Source organism: Rhodanobacter glycinis, from assembly GCF_900114325.1.
Lineage (GTDB): Bacteria > Pseudomonadota > Gammaproteobacteria > Xanthomonadales > Rhodanobacteraceae > Rhodanobacter_A > Rhodanobacter_A glycinis.
On sequence record NZ_FOSR01000006.1, the window covers coordinates 92,272 to 107,398 of the forward strand.

At 66.9% G+C, this 15,127-nt stretch carries 12 protein-coding genes; 11 read left to right on the plus strand and 1 reads right to left on the minus strand.

Annotated features, from left to right (window positions below; all coding sequences use genetic code 11):
• Positions 1-205: 205 nt before the first annotated feature.
• Positions 206-433: a ChaB family protein gene (locus BMY90_RS08320; protein WP_008207654.1), complete on the minus strand. Its 228-nt coding sequence runs from the start codon at positions 431-433 to the stop codon at positions 206-208.
• A 154-nt stretch (positions 434-587) separates the two neighbouring features.
• On the opposite strand from BMY90_RS08320, the gene BMY90_RS08325 reads away from it, so the two are divergent.
• The 11 genes from BMY90_RS08325 (at position 588) to BMY90_RS08375 (ending at position 15,108) form a co-directional block, all read left to right on the plus strand.
• On the plus strand, positions 588-1,385 hold the full coding sequence (locus BMY90_RS08325) for a M48 family metallopeptidase (protein WP_092703199.1): 798 nt from the start codon (positions 588-590) through the stop codon (positions 1,383-1,385).
• A 412-nt stretch (positions 1,386-1,797) separates the two neighbouring features.
• Positions 1,798-2,133 (plus strand): YXWGXW repeat-containing protein, encoded by a 336-nt coding sequence (locus BMY90_RS08330; protein ID WP_139201723.1) that lies wholly within the window; start codon positions 1,798-1,800, stop codon positions 2,131-2,133.
• Between the two features lie 110 nt (positions 2,134-2,243).
• A complete protein-coding gene (locus BMY90_RS08335; protein WP_008210595.1) occupies positions 2,244-2,612 on the plus strand; it encodes a YXWGXW repeat-containing protein in 369 nt (122 codons plus the stop codon).
• Positions 2,613-3,148: 536 nt separating this feature from the next.
• Complete coding sequence (locus BMY90_RS08340; RefSeq protein WP_092703201.1) at positions 3,149-4,249, plus strand: Glu/Leu/Phe/Val dehydrogenase dimerization domain-containing protein; 1,101 nt, start codon at positions 3,149-3,151, stop codon at positions 4,247-4,249.
• 333 nt (positions 4,250-4,582) lie between these two features.
• On the plus strand, positions 4,583-7,798 hold the full coding sequence (locus BMY90_RS08345) for an autotransporter outer membrane beta-barrel domain-containing protein (RefSeq protein WP_092703354.1): 3,216 nt from the start codon (positions 4,583-4,585) through the stop codon (positions 7,796-7,798).
• 406 nt (positions 7,799-8,204) lie between these two features.
• Positions 8,205-8,549, plus strand: coding sequence for an acyl carrier protein (locus BMY90_RS08350; RefSeq protein WP_245734989.1), 345 nt, complete (start codon positions 8,205-8,207; stop codon positions 8,547-8,549).
• A gap of 16 nt (positions 8,550-8,565) precedes the next feature.
• Positions 8,566-9,339, plus strand: coding sequence for a glycosyltransferase family 2 protein (locus BMY90_RS08355; RefSeq protein ID WP_175481536.1), 774 nt, complete (start codon positions 8,566-8,568; stop codon positions 9,337-9,339).
• Positions 9,327-9,971: a LolA family protein gene (locus BMY90_RS08360; protein WP_092703203.1), complete on the plus strand. Its 645-nt coding sequence runs from the start codon at positions 9,327-9,329 to the stop codon at positions 9,969-9,971. Before BMY90_RS08355 ends, BMY90_RS08360 begins: the two co-directional genes overlap by 13 nt.
• Positions 9,968-12,349, plus strand: a complete 2,382-nt coding sequence (locus BMY90_RS08365) for an MMPL family transporter (RefSeq protein ID WP_092703204.1) — start codon at positions 9,968-9,970, stop codon at positions 12,347-12,349. Before BMY90_RS08360 ends, BMY90_RS08365 begins: the two co-directional genes overlap by 4 nt.
• 268 nt (positions 12,350-12,617) lie before the next feature.
• On the plus strand, positions 12,618-13,841 hold the full coding sequence (locus BMY90_RS08370) for a beta-ketoacyl-ACP synthase (RefSeq protein ID WP_092703206.1): 1,224 nt from the start codon (positions 12,618-12,620) through the stop codon (positions 13,839-13,841).
• Positions 13,842-13,860: 19 nt separating this feature from the next.
• Positions 13,861-15,108: a beta-ketoacyl-[acyl-carrier-protein] synthase family protein gene (locus tag BMY90_RS08375; RefSeq protein WP_092703208.1), complete on the plus strand. Its 1,248-nt coding sequence runs from the start codon at positions 13,861-13,863 to the stop codon at positions 15,106-15,108.
• Positions 15,109-15,127 lie beyond the last annotated feature (19 nt).

The window sequence follows — 15,127 nt, forward strand, 5'->3', positions numbered from 1 at the left end:
CGATGACGATCAGCCCAAAAGGCCGTTCGAACCGAGCGAAGCTTGCGTCGGCAAGCACAGGCGCTCCCTTCGACTCCGGCCCTGCGGGCCTACGCTCAGGGCGAACGGTAAGGTCTCGGCTGAACCTTGTCGCCCATCAGGCCCGGCCTGCGCCGGAATGATTGCGTTATTCGAGGTTCCCAACAGGGCCCTCCATGTCAGCGCATCACTTGCGGTGCCAGTCGCCGTCGTCGCCCTTGGCGTAGTCCTTTTTCACGGCGGACCAGGCGACCTTGTGCGCCACTTCCTCGCGGGAATCGTCGCCGTCGCGCTTGTCCTTGTCGGCGTATTCGTCCCAGGCGTGGTTGTAGGCCTCCTTGTAGATCGCCTGCGCGTGATCGGGCAGATGATCGCGCACGGCATCGGGCAACTCGCTGGTGTGTTTGTACGGCATGGCGACGGACTCGGCAGCATCGATGGAACCAGCATGGACGCGCTGGCATCACGTCGCCGTCAAACGCGTGCATGCCCTGCGTGGAAGGTCTGCGCGGCGACCCGGCACCGCCTCACGTTATGCTTGGCATGTTGGAACACATGGAGAATGCCGCATGAACGCGCGAACCCTGGCCACCGCCCTGGCCACCCTGCTGCTGGGCGCCTGCGCCACCTCGCCCACCGGCCGCTCGCAATTGATGATGGTGTCCGATGCGCAGATGAGCCAGATGGGCCTGACTGCCTTCAACAGCATGCGCAAACAAGGCAAGTTCGTGGACGCGCCACGCCAGCTGGCCTACGCCACCTGCGTTGCCAATGCGCTGATCGCGGTGCTGCCGCCGCCGTGGAACACGCAATCGTGGGAGGTGCAGATCATCGGCGACGACAGCGCCAATGCGTTTGCCCTGCCCGGTGGCCGCATCGGCGTGAACATGGGCATGTTCAAGGTGGCCACCGACCAGAACCAGTTGGCAGTGGTGCTGGGGCACGAGCTGTCGCACGTGGTGGCGCGGCACGGTGCCGAACGCATGTCCGATCACCTGGCAGCAGAAGCCGCGGTAGCCGCCGGCACCATCTACGCCGGCACGCGCGGCACCAATACCGGCTATGCCGCCGCCGCATTGGGGCTTGGCGCGGAGGTCGGCCTGTTGCTGCCGTTCTCGCGCACCCAGGAAAGCGAGGCGGACGAACTGGGCCTGCGCTACATGGCGCGTGCCGGCTTCGACCCGCGTGCCGCCCCGGCGCTGTGGCAGAAGATGGCGCAGCAAGGCGGCAGCAAGACCCCGGCCTTCCTGTCCACCCATCCCTCGTCGGCGCATCGCGAAGCGGTGCTGGGACAGGAGGCGCAGCAGCTGATGCCGGTGTACCAGCAGGCACGCGCCAGCGGGCATGCGCCGAACTGCCGGATGTAGGAGCGTGGGCGGCAGAAATCTTCCGGACTGCAAAAGTGGCTGCGTGGTCCATATGTCCGTCGTTTCTTGGCCCATAGAACCACTATGGGCCGGCGAATCGTCGAAAATCTGTCCTCACGCAGCCACTTTTTCGCTTCGAAAGTTTCTACCGCCCACGCTCCCAGGGCGCAGCCCCACGCGCGACGCATCGACATCACGCTTTGTTCGTCATTCCGGCGCAGGCCGGAGGCGCCTTTCAACAGACGGCTGTCTGGTCATCCAGTGGCCGTATGGCCTGGGCAAGCGTAGCCGCCGAAACCGAGTCATTCCCAGTACAAGCTGAACAAGGCTACGCACACACGTCAACACAGGCGCCGGTACGGCGTTTTCCGTCTTGCACGCCGCCGATGGCGGCCATGACGGAGAACACACCATGATGATGCGCTTCCCCCGCAAGTTTGCCTTGATCGCCGGACTGGCATTCGCCTTCGGCGGCACGGTTTACGCACTGCCTGCCGCGGCCCAGGTCAGTGTTGGCATCGGTATCAATGTGGCGCCGCCGGCGCCGCGTTTCGAGCGCATGCCGCCGCCACGTCGCGGCTATGTGTGGGCCCCCGGCTACTGGCAGTGGAACCCGGGCTGGCACCGCCATGTGTGGGTCGCCGGTCGCTGGATGCGCGTGCACCCGGGCTATCGCTATCGCCCCGCCCGCTGGGTGCGCGGGCCGCGCGGACACTGGCATTTCCACCCCGGCCGCTGGGACCGCTGAACCCGCAACAACCTGCGAGCGGAGGTGTGCCATGCGGCACACCTCCGCCATGGGCTGCATCCCTACACTGCGCGCGCTTCATCCTTCCCGCTCCCAATCCAGGAATTTTCATGTCCCTGCGTCTTGTCGCTCTGGCCGGCCTCGTCGGCGTGGTCGTGCTCGCTTCCGGCTGTGTCGAGGAACGTCCCGTATACCGCCCGCGCCCGGTGCAGCGCGAGGTGATCGTCGAACGTCCGGCGCCCCAGGTGGTGGAGGTGATCGCACCGCAGCCGCCACCGCCGCGCATCGTGGAAATCGAACCACGTCCCAACCCCGGCTATATCTGGGTGCACGGCTACTGGCGCTGGAATGGCCGACGCTACGTGGCCGTGCATGGCCACTGGCGCCCGGCCCGCCCCGGCTACCGCTATGTGCGCCCGCACTGGGAACAGCGCAACGATGGCTGGCATTTCCACGTCGGCGCGTGGGTCTCGGGCTGATCGCCAAGCCCGTACAAACGCCGATACGGCCGCACCCTGGCCATATCGCGCCCGCCGGCCACGGGGCCGCGCGGACACTGCACCTGAACCACGGCCCTGAAGCTGCCGACTCCCGTTCGACCCACACGGCTGACACCGATGTCAGCCGCGTGGCGACGCGCCACCCACATCTGCGCACGCTTGTCATGCTGCGCCGCGAAAGCAGTGGCCTCGGCAAGGGACTAAAATTGACTGGATAAACTCATCGCCCCGGCCTCTAGGGGCCTGGGCGGTAGAAACTTTCGAGGCGAAAAAGTGGCTGCGTGAGGACAGATTTTCGACGATTCGCCGGCCCATAGTGGTTCTATGGGCCAAGAAGCGACGGGAATATGGACCACGCAGACGCTTTTGCCGTCCGGAAGATTTCTCCCGCCCAGGCTCCTACGCCTGGGGCTTTGAGTTTCAGGCAATGCCCTGGCGGGGCCGCACTGGATCGACCTTCGCCGCCTTCCGCAGTCGCTGTTTGCAGTGCTGCATAACGTGGAGTCAACGTTCCAATGATTTTCGAAACCATCGCCCAAACCGATCATGAGCAGGTCGTTTTCTGCCAGAACCGGGACGCCGGCCTGAAGGCCATCATCGCGGTTCACAACACGGTGCTGGGCCCTGCGCTCGGCGGTCTGCGCATGTGGCCTTACAAGACCGAGCAGGATGCGGTGAACGACGTGCTGCGCCTGTCGCGCGGCATGACCTACAAGAACGCCGTGGCCGGCCTGAACCTGGGCGGCGGCAAGGCCGTCATCATCGGCGATCCGAGCAAGGACAAGTCCGAGGCGCTGTTCCGCGCGTTCGGCCGCTTCGTCAACTCGTTGAATGGCCGCTACATCACCGCCGAAGACGTCGGCATCGACGTCAACGACATGGAATACGTGTTCCGTGAAACCGAATACGTCACCGGCGTGCACCAGGTGCACGGCGGCTCGGGCGATCCGTCGCCGTTCACCGCCTACGGTTCGCTGCAGGGCCTGATGGCCTCGCTGCAGGCCAAGTTCGGCAACGAGGACGTGGGCAAGTACAGCTATGCGGTGCAGGGCTGCGGCCACGTCGGCGGCGAGTACATCAAGCTGCTGCGCGAACAGGGCGCCAAGGTGTTCGTCACCGACATCAACAAGGAAGCGGTGCAGCGCTGCGTGGACGAGCTGGGCTGCGAAGCGGTGGGCCTGGACGAGATCTATGACGTCGACGCCGACGTGTACAGCCCGTGCGCGCTGGGCGGCACGGTGAACGAGCAGACCATCGACCGCATCAAGGCGAAGATCATCTGCGGCCCGGCCAACAACCAGCTGGCCACCGACGCGATTGGCGACGAGCTGCAGAAGCGCGGCGTGCTGTACGCGCCGGACTACGCGGTGAACGCCGGCGGCGTGATGAACGTCTCGCTGGAAATCGACGGCTACAACCGCGAGCGCGCGATGCGCATGATGCGCACGATCTACTACAACCTGAGCCGCATCTTCGAGATCAGCAAGAACGAAGGCATCCCGACCTACAAGGCCGCCGATCGCCTGGCCGAGGAGCGCATCAGCGCGATCGGCAAGATCAAGCTGCCGCACATGGGCAACGGCACCCGCTTCCAGGGTCGCATGCGCGGGCAGTAAACCGCCGCGTACATCGTGGAACCACCCGGTTCCGCCATCGACGAGCCCGGCCTTGCGCCGGGCTTGTTCGTTTACGGGCTCCGCATGGCCGGTTTTGTAGGAGCGCACCCTGTGCGCGAATGCTCTGGCGTCCGCTCGAAGCAAGAGCCATCGCGCACAGGGTGCGCTCCTACATGCGAATTCGGTAAGGCTTTGAAATCGCCTGCACCGGAGCGACGCCCCCCCATGAAGCACCTGAAGCTTCGCCGACAGGTGGGGGATTTTCGCGCGCGCTCCGTTACATCGAAGGCGACCCGATCGGCGGGTCTGTCGTCTTTCATCATGGGGAAATACGTGCGCAAGATTCCGTACCGACCGCTGGCGCTGGCTTTGGCCTGCCTGCTTGCTCCCTGCGCCCAGGCGTGGGCCGACAGCATTCCGCTGGATATCATCCAGGAAGGCAACAGCCAAGCCTATGCCTATCGGCTCGGCATCAACGTCGGCGTGAACGGCGCCAAGCCCGAGGAATACATCTTCGATACCGGCTCGGATTCGTTCAACATCGACGTGGGCCTGACTGCGCTCGGTGGCAGCGGCCCTGCCTGGTTCCCCACCCAGCCCGGTACGGCCACCGGCCCGCTGCAGTTCTATCTCTACGGTAATGGCACCTACGGCTACCTGCAGTCGTCCACCACCGTGGCCAGCATGCAGTTCTACAACTCGACCACGGGTGCCCAGGTGGCCGGCTATGGCACCGCGGCCGGCGCGCCGGTGGCGATCAACTACGCCTACGTGACCACCATCGCCACCGGCCCGGTGGTGGGTACGTTTCCCGACGGCACCACGCTGAAGATCGACGAGAATTTCCAGAACAGCCTGGCCAAGGGCATTGCCCCGGAAGAAGGCGCGTTCTACGGCATCTTCGGTGCCGGCGATTTCGGCAACGGCGTGCCCGGCATGCTGAGCAAGAGCGGTTACATCGTCGAGGCCAACGGCACCGGCGTGGGACCGGGCAACTGCGGTCCAGCCTGCCTGATCGAGGGCCTGACGCCGGCACTGCGCGCGCAGTTCCTCACCGCAGTGCCGTGGATCGGCGGTGCGCAGGGTTCGTTCGCGCTGTCCGGTGCCAATTCCGCCAGCCAGTTCGATACCGAGTTCACCTACACCTTGTCGCAGGGCGGCCAGACGCTGTGGAGCGCGACCTACCCCACGCTGTTCGACACCGGCACGCCGGACATCATGCTGATCGACAACGATGACGGCTATCCGCCGGGCTCCGCGTTGAACCCGGGCATCACCCTGACCGCCACCGGCGCGGTGGCCGGTGCGCAGGGTTCGTCCATCGTCTCGGGCGACCCGAACAGCGGCGACTACAGCAACGTGGTGGGCATCGGCCCCTACGGCGGCTTCCCGGACAGCGCGATCTACGGCATCTCGTTCTTCTTCCACAACGCGGTGATGTACGACCTGGAAAACCAGCAAACCGCCTACACCCCGTTCTTCGTCACCGAGGCGCCGATCACCAGCAGCCTGGACGTGACCCCGGACATGGGCCTGCTCGGACTGGCCGGCAACATTTCCGGCACCGGCACGCTGCAGGTGGAAGCCAACGGCGTGGCCAACCTCAGCGGCACCAACACCTACACTGGCGCCACCCGCGTGGCCGCCAACGGCTGGCTGGGCCTGGCCGGTCCCGGCAGCATCGCGGATTCGTCGAACGTGCAGGTGGATGGCGTGTTCGACATCTCGCGCACCAGCCACACCACCGACATCCGCTCGCTGTCCGGCAGCGGCTACGTTGCCCTGGGCGATGCCACGCTGAACCTCACCGCGGCCAATGGCCGCTTCGACGGCAGCCTGGTCGACGGCGGGCTTAGCGGTGGCGTGGGCGGCCACCTGATCGTGTCCGGCGGCAGCGAACTGCTGACCGGCGACAACAGCTTCACCGGCCCCACCGGCATCGGCGCGAACGGCGCGCTGGTGCTCACCGGCGCGTTGACCGGCAACGCGATCAACCTCGGCTTGCTGGTGGACAACGGCCTGATCCGTGGCTCGGTGCTGAACAACGGCCTGTTGCTCGGCAACGGTCGCATCGGCGGCGCGCTGCAGGTCGATGGCATGGTGGCCCCCGGCCAGGGCGCCGGCAGCTTCCAGACGCTGGCGGTGGCGGGCAACTACGTGCAATCGGCGACGTCCCGCTATCTGGCGCAGGTCGATCTCGGTCATCCCGGCACATCGAGCCTGATCGACGTAGGTGGCCACGCCAGCCTGCTCAGCGGTGCCAGCCTGGCCGTCACCGCCAAGCCGGGTACCTTGTACAGCGTCGGTTCGCGCTACACCGTGCTCGATGCCGCGAAGGGCGTGAGCGGCACCTATGCGCTGGCCGGCGACATGGCGATCAGCCCGATCCTGGGTCTGGCCACGGCCTACGATGCACGGCACGTGTACCTGGACGTGGTGCAGTCGCGCCCGCTGACTGCCGTCGGCGGCACGCCGAACCAGGTGGCCGCACTGGGCGGCGTGCAGAGCCTGGCACCGACCAGCGCGCTGTTCACCGTGCTCGCCAACCAGCCCAGCGATGCCGCCATTCGCAGCGCCGCCGACCAGCTCTCCGGCGAAATCCACGCCAGCGTGCAAAGCGCCTTCCTGTCCGACAGCCACTACCTGCGCGATGCCGTGAGTGCCCGCCTGCGCCAGGGCAACGACGACGCCACCGCGGCCGGCCCTTCGGTGCAGGCCGGCGCCAACGGACAGGCGTGGTGGGGCCAGTTCATCGGCGCCTGGGGCCATAACGATGGCGACGGCAACGCGGCCCGCAGTCGACAGAACCTGGGCGGTTTCCTGGTCGGACACGACATCGCCATGGGCCAGGCCAGCCGCTTCGGCATCACCGCCGGCTACACCCAGACCGCGGTCAATGTCGACGGGCGCCAATCGTCCGCCAACAGCGACGACCTGCACCTGGGCGCGTATGTCGGCAGCCAGCTCGGCAACTTCAACCTGGGCATGGGCGTGGCCTGGACCCGGCATGAGATCAAGACGCGCCGCCTCATCGCCATGCCCTACCTGCTCGACGAGGCGCGCGGCGACTACACCGCCCATACCTCGCAGGCGTTCGGTGAAGCCAGCTACACCTACCACTTCAAGCGCTCGGTGCTGGAACCGTTTGCGCAGGCGGCCTGCGTGCGCACCTACACCGGCACCGTCCGCGAGCAAGGGGGCATCGAAACGCTGACCGGCCACAACGACCAGCACCGCACATTCTTCACCACGCTGGGCGCTCGCGCCGCCACCTGGTTCATCGCCAACAACAACCGCATCACCGCGCACGGCATGCTCGGCTGGCGCCATGCGTCCGACTACGTCAGGCCGCAAGACGCGCTGGCCTTCGACGGCGGCAACAGCTTCACCACTACCGGCGTGCCGATTGCCCGCAACGCGCTGGCGGTGGAAGCGGGGCTGACGGCACAGGTGTCGACGTCAGCCTCGTTCGACCTGTCCTACCAGGGCCAGGTGGCCAGCCATGCGCTGGATAGCGGTTTCCATGTCGGCTTCAACTGGACGTTCTGAAAACCATCACACAAACGCCCTGGATGGCGATTTCCTGAAACCTTTCTTTATGGGCGGTCGTTCATGACCGAGGCCGGCAAGGTGGTCCCCCCGACTCCTTGCTGGCCGCCCCACCTTCTTGTTGAGAGTCCGAACAGTCGCCCACCGGCGGCTGTTTGCATTTGCGGGCCCGGCCTCCGCCATCACCCCGCCTCGCCACAAAGCGCGCTTTCGCCACGGCCCGGGGCGGCGGGGCCGGCCAACCCATGCCACGATCCTGCTAGACTTCGCCCATCGCGTCATGTGCAAGGCTTTGCCTGCAAAGGCAAAGCGGTCGAACAGGGGCTTGCACCGGGGAACAATCGGCTCATGCCGATTTTCATGCAACGGAACCGGAACGGAGGACCTCCTCCGCTGGATGGTTGTCATGCCCGGCACGCCCTTCCGCCTTCGATCTCGCGCTACCGACGCATTCACGAAAGCAGGAACAGGCGGAACCGTTATGAGCACCATTTTGGCAGCAGGGATCAGCGACGCGGAGATTCTGGGCAGACTCCGCGAAGTGCTGCACGAGACCTTCGAGATCGCCCCGGCCCGGGTCACGCCTTCGGCCCACCTGTTCACCGACCTGGAGCTGGACTCCATCGACGCGGTGGACCTGGCGATCCAGGTGCAGGAAATGACCGGCATGCGGATCAAGCCGGAAGACTTCAAGAACGTGCGCACCGTCGGCGACGTGATCGCCACGGTCCATGCCCTGCTCGGCCGCTGAGCCCGCCGCGCGCCTCATGCCGGACGCCAGCGACGGTTTCGCGCCCTGCGCGCTGATCCCGATCTACAACCACGGCAGCACCATTGCGCGCACGGTGCACGCCTTGCGTGCACATGGCTTGCCAGTGCTGATCGTGGATGACGGCAGCGATGCAGCCACCCGCGACGTGCTCGATGCGCTGGCGCGCGACGAGGCAGGCGTGCAACTGCTGCGCCTGCCGTACAACCAGGGCAAGGGCCGCGCACTTTCCGCCGGCCTGCTGGCCGCGCACAAGGCGGGTTACAGCCATGCGCTGCAGATCGATGCCGACGGCCAGCACGACACCGACGACGTGCCACGCTTCCTGAACGAGGCGCGCGCCCATCCGCGCGCGCTGGTCTGCGGCTGCCCGATCTACGACGACAGCGTGCCGCGCGGACGCTTGTACGGACGCTACGTCACCCATGTCTGCGTGTGGCTGGAAACGCTGTCGCTGGCGATCCGCGATTCGATGTGCGGCTACCGGCTGTACCCGCTGGCCGCCACCTGCGCCGAGATCGCCCGGGCGCCGCTGCCGGCACGCATGGATTTCGATACCGAAGCCGCCGTGCGACTGGTCTGGCGCGGCGTAGCTGTACGCAACCTGCCTACGCGGGTGATCTACCCCGAGAACGGCTTGTCACATTTCCGTATGCTGCAGGACAACCTGCGCATCAGCGCGATGCATACGCGTCTGTTGCTGGGCATGCTGCCTCGGGCTCCGCGCCTGTTGTGGCGCCGATTCCGTGGAGAAAATGCATGCGTCGCCTGATCGCCCCCCTGTTCCTGAGCTGCCTGCTGCTGTGCGTTGCGAGCGTTGCCGCGCAAACCACCGCGCCCCAAGCCACCGCGCCTGACGATGCGCTGTTGCAACACGTGCTGGCCGAACTGGGCCAGCATCAGGCCGTGCGCGCCGACTTCGTGCAGACCCGGGCGAATCCCGCGCTGACCCAACCGCAGGTGAGTCGCGGCCAGCTGCTGTTCGTGCTCAACCACGGCATGCTGTGGCAGACGCAATCGCCGTACGCCGAAACGCTGGCGCTCACCGGCAGGCATGCCGCGCGCATCGACGCGCAAGGCCACGCGCACCCGATGCGCGACGCGCGCGGCATGGACCGCATTTCGCAGATGCTGCAATCGATGCTCGCCGGCAAGCTCGACGAGGTACTGCGCCAGTTCAACGTGGTGGCCAGCGGCACGACGGCCAACTGGACGCTGCGCTTCACCCCGAAGCAGGAGCGCATGGCACGCGTGCTGGGCAGCATCACGCTCAGTGGTGACGCGTTCCTCGAAGGCATCCGCATCGCCATGCATGACGGCGGCAGCACCGACATCCGCTTCGCGCACACGCGCGATGCCGGCCCGCTCAGCGCGCTGGAACAGCGCGCCCTCGGCCTGCCATGACGCTGCCGCAAGACATGCCATCGCGGAGGCTGAAGCTGCGCGCCGGCCTGTTCGCCCTCGGCACGCTGCTGGTCGCCGCGCTGGGTGCCTACCTGCTGTTCGGGCGCGGCCAGGTGGCGATTCAGACCGATCTGCTGGCGATGCTGCCGACCACCGAGCAGAACCCGATGGCCGAAGCGGCCGTGCAGCGGCTGGCACACGCCAACGGCGACCGCATGGTGCTTCTGGTGGAGAACGCCGACGATGACCGCGCCAAGGCCGCCGCACGCGAGCTGGGCAAGGCGCTGGCACAACACAAGGTGTTCGACTCGGTCATGGCCGAGCTGCCACCGTTCGACCTCAAACAGATGGTGGCGCCGTATCTCGCGCATCGCTTCTGGTTGCTCACCGATGCCGACCGCGCCGCACTCGCCGCGCCCGGCCACGATCCCGCGCAGGCATTGGCCCGTCGTTTGAATGCGCCGTTCCTCGACGGCGTGGGCACGAGCCTGCAGGACGACCCGTTCGGCTGGCTGCAGCACTGGCTGGACCAGCAACCGTGGAGCCGCTCGCCACTGCTGCCCGAGGATGACCTGCTGGTCGCGCATCGCGGCGACAAGACCTACGTGCTGGTGACGGCCGCGCTGGCCGGCTCGTCCTACGACGACAGCGTGCAGCAGCGCGCATTGGCCGCACTGGCCGGCGCCGAACAAAGCATCAGGCACGACTACCCGGGCACGCACCTGTCGCGCACCGGTGCGGTGTTCTATGCCGCTGCCGCACGGGCCGGCGCGGAACACGACGTGCACATGGTCGGCTGGATCTCCAGCATCGGCATCGCGCTATTGCTGATCGGCATGTTCCGCTCGCCCGGCCCGCTGCTGCTGGCCTTCCTGTCCACCGCCGTCGGCGTGATCGCGGCCACCACGGTGAGCTTGCTGGTATTCGGCCAGATCTACCTGCTGACTCTGGTGTTCGGCGCGGCACTCTTGGGTGAGGCGGTGGACTATTCGATCCAGTACCTCACCGCGCGTGCGAATGCCGGCGCGAACTGGCACGCCTCGACCGGCCTGCGCCAGGTGCGCCCGGCCCTGCTGCTGGCGCTGGCCACCTCGTTGCTTGGCTACGCGCTGCTCGGCCTGGTGCCGTTCCCCGCGCTGCGACAGATGTCGGTGTTCGCGATGAGCGGCATGCTCGCCGCCTGTCTCAGCGTGTTCGGCCTGCTGCCGGCCTTGCTGCAACGCCCGGCCCGACCCTTGTCGGCGCGGCCGGTGCGCTGGGCGCTGGCCTTGCAACGCACGGTCAACCGCTTCGGTCGCGGGGCGCGCGGCGCGGGTGTGGCGCTGCTGTTGCTGCTGCTCGCGCTACCCGGTTGGTGGCAACTGGGCCACAACGACGACGTGCATCTGCTGATCGCCCAACCCGCCGGCCTGCTGGCGCAGGAGGCACAGATCCGCGACATCACCGGACTCGGCAACGGCAGCCAGTTCTACCTGGTGCAAGGTGCCAATACCGAACAGACGCTGCAGCGCGAAGAAGCGCTCGACCGGCGCCTGCAATCGATGGTCGACCATCAGCAATTGCAAGGCTGGATCGGGCTGGCCGGCATGGTGCCATCGCAGCAACGCCAACAGGTGGACCATGCCTTGCTGGCGCCGTTGATGAGTCATCCCGAGCGCGTGCGCGCCTTGCTTGCCGGTGCCGGCTTCCGCGCCAACGCCATCGACGCGTGGCTGGCGGCGTGGCCCGGCACGCCGTTGACGCTGGATGCCTGGCTGAAGACGCCACTGGCCACGCCATTCCGCTATCTGTGGATGGGTTGCAGCGCGCAAGGCTGCGGCACCATCGTGCTGCCGCAAGGCACCGACGACGACGCCACGCTGCAACGTGCCGCCGATGGTCTGCCCGGCGTGAGCCTGGTCGACAAACCGGCCAGCGTGTCGCAACTGTTCGGCCGCTACCGCCGCTACGCCAGCGTGTGGCTGCTGGCGGCGATCGTGCTGATCGTGCCGGTATTCGGCTGGCGCTACGGCTGGCGTCGCATGCCGCGCGTGATGACGCCGCCGGTGCTGGGGATCGCACTGACCCTGGCAACCCTGGGCTATCTGCATCAGCCGCTGACGCTGTTCCACTGGATGGCCTTGATGCTGGTGCTCGGCGTGGGCGCCAATTACGCCGTATTTCTGCACGAAGGCGAGCCGCACGCCGCGCACCGCCCCGGCGCGATGTATGCCAGCGTGTTGCTGTCGGCGATCACCGCTTTGCTTTCATTCGGGCTGCTGTCTCTCAGCTCGATGCCGGCGTTGCGGGACTTCGGGCTCACGTTGTTGCTGGGCATCGGGTTTACCGCATTGCTGGTGCCGGCGAGTCGGGCCGGCACGATGGATGCGGCACCGTGAAAACAGTCCACGTCCATCGCGCGCCCTCAACGTCATTCCGGCGCAGGCCGGAATCTAGTGAAACATGTCGTGCGCAGCACTCGAAACAGGCTTTGTGCGCTTCACGCGAGATATCTGACTGGATTCCGGCCTGCGCCGGAATGACGGGCAGCAAACCCAGCGACTTCGCGAGCACCCACCCCTCACCCCAACCCTCTCCCCCACGGGGAGAGGGAGCGGAGCGCGCACGATTCGTGACCACGAAACCATCGACAAGGATGCCGCCAGCATGAAGCGCGTCGTCATTACCGGCATGGGCGGGATCACCGCGCTGGGCCACGACTGGGACACCATCGCAACACGCCTGCGCGAGGGTCGCAACGCGGTGCGGCGCATGCCCGAGTGGGATTACTTCGATGGCCTGAACAGCCGCCTCGGTTGTCCCGTGGACGATTTCGACGTGCCACGCTGGCCGCGCCAGAAACTGCGTTCGATGGGGCGCGTGGCGCAGTTGGCCGTGGCCGCCAGTGAACATGCCTTGCGCGATGCCGGGCTGCATGACGACGCGACGATTCGCGACGGCCGCATGGGTGTGGCTTATGGTTCGTCCGGCGGCAGCATCGAGCCGGTGCGGGTGATGGGTCGCATGCTCGACACCGGTTCGATGCAGGGCGTCACCGCCACCAGTTATATCCAGATGATGGCGCACACCACCGCAGTGAACGTCGGCGTGTTCTTCGGACTGAAGGGGCGGATCATTCCCACCTCCAGCGCATGTACCTCCGGCAGCCAGGCGATCGGTTACGGCTACGAGGCGATCCAGCACGGCAAGCAGAAGCTCATGTTGTGTGGCGGTGCGGAGGAGCTTTCCGGCCCCGGCGCGGCGGTGTTCGACACGCTGTTCGCTACCAGCACGCGCAACGACGAAGCGCAGCTCACGCCGCGTCCGTTCGACCGCCATCGCGACGGGCTGGTGGTGGGTGAAGGGGCCTGCACGCTGGTGCTGGAGGAATACGAACACGCCAGGGCGCGCGGCGCGACGATCCATGCGGAAGTGCTGGGCTTCGGTTGCAATTCCGATGGCGCGCACATCACCCAGCCCACCGCCGAAACGATGGCGGTGGCGATGCGGCTGGCGCTGGATGACGCGCAACTGCCAGCGGACGCGATCGGCTACATCAGCGCCCACGGCACCGCCACCGACCGTGGCGACGTGGCCGAAAGCCACGCCACCCACGACGTATTCGGTGCGCGCGTGCCGATCAGCTCGATGAAGAGTTACGTCGGCCACACGCTGGGCGCCTGCGGCGCGCTGGAAGCGTGGTGGACAGTGGCGATGATGCGTGAAGGCTGGTTTGCGCCCACGATCAACCTGAGCGAGATCGATCCGGAATGCGCCGAGCTGGATTACATCATCGGCAGCGCTCGCCAGCTCGCCACCGAGCGCGTGATGAGCAACAACTTCGCCTTCGGCGGCATCAATACCTCGCTGATCCTCGGGGCCTGCGCATGACGTGCGGAGCGTGCAGTTGATGCGCCTGCGCGACGCCAACGGCCTGCCGCGCGTGGTGGTGACCGGCAGCGGTTCGCTATCCTGCCTGGGTCACGGCAACGTGGCGTTCTTCGATGCCTTGCGCGCGGGCCGTGGTGGCTTGCGCCCGATGGCGGGGTTCGCTGCGCTGGGCCTGCGCGCTCGTGTGGGCGGCCCGGTCGACCTCACCGGTATGCCCGAAGCACCGCGCAAGCTGCGCCGTTTTTTCGCCCCGCCCGGCCTGTACGCGTGGCATGCCGCGAACGAGGCGTTCGCGCAAGCGGGCGTGACGCCGGAACACCTGCGTGCTGATGACTGCGGACTGGTATTCGGTGGCGGCGCCGCGCTGAGCGAACACGAAGCGGGGCTGGCCAGTCATCGCGCCAAAGGCATCGCCAAGCTGTCGCCGTTCTGGGTGCCACGCGGCATGAGCAGCGCGCTGTCCGCCAGCCTGGCGCATGCGTTCGACATCGGCGGCACCAGCCTCACCCTCAGCTCGGCCTGCACCAGCGCCACCCACGCGATTGGCCACGCGATGGAGCTGATCCAGCTCGGTCGCCAACAGATGGTGGTCACCGGCGGCGCGGAAGAACTGCACGACAGCACGGCGATGTGGTTCGACGCGATGGGTGCGCTGTCGCCACAGCATGATCCCGCGCTGGCCTCGCGTCCCTGCGACCGCGACCGCGACGGCTTCGTGCTGGCCGCCGGCGCCGGCGTGCTGGTGCTGGAATCACTGGAACATGCGCACGCGCGCGGTGCCACCGTGCTGGCCGAACTCGCCGGCTACGGCAACTGCACCGATGCCGCCAGCATGGTCGGCCCCGGTGCCGACGGCATCGCCCGCGCAATGCGCCAGGCACTGGACCGCGCCGGCACCCTGCCCGACTACATCAACACCCACGCCTGCTCCACGCCGCAGGGCGACCTGGCCGAATGGCAGGCCATCCGCACGGTGTTCGCCGAGCGCGGCGCGGCGGTGCCACCGCTGTCCTCGATCAAGGGCCTGACCGGTCACGCCCCCGGCGCCGCCGGTGCGCTGGATGCCATCGCCGGATTGCTGATGATGCAGCACGATCTGCTCGTCGCCGGCCGGGTGGTGGACACACCCGATCCCGACTTCGCCGATGCTCCATTGCTCGCTGCCAACCGCGCGCAACGCATCGACAGCGTGCTGTCCAACAGCTTCGGCTTCGGCGGCAGTTGCGCCTCGCTGCTATTCCGCCGCTACACGGAGGACGCCGCATGAGGGCCTCCCGGGAAACCCG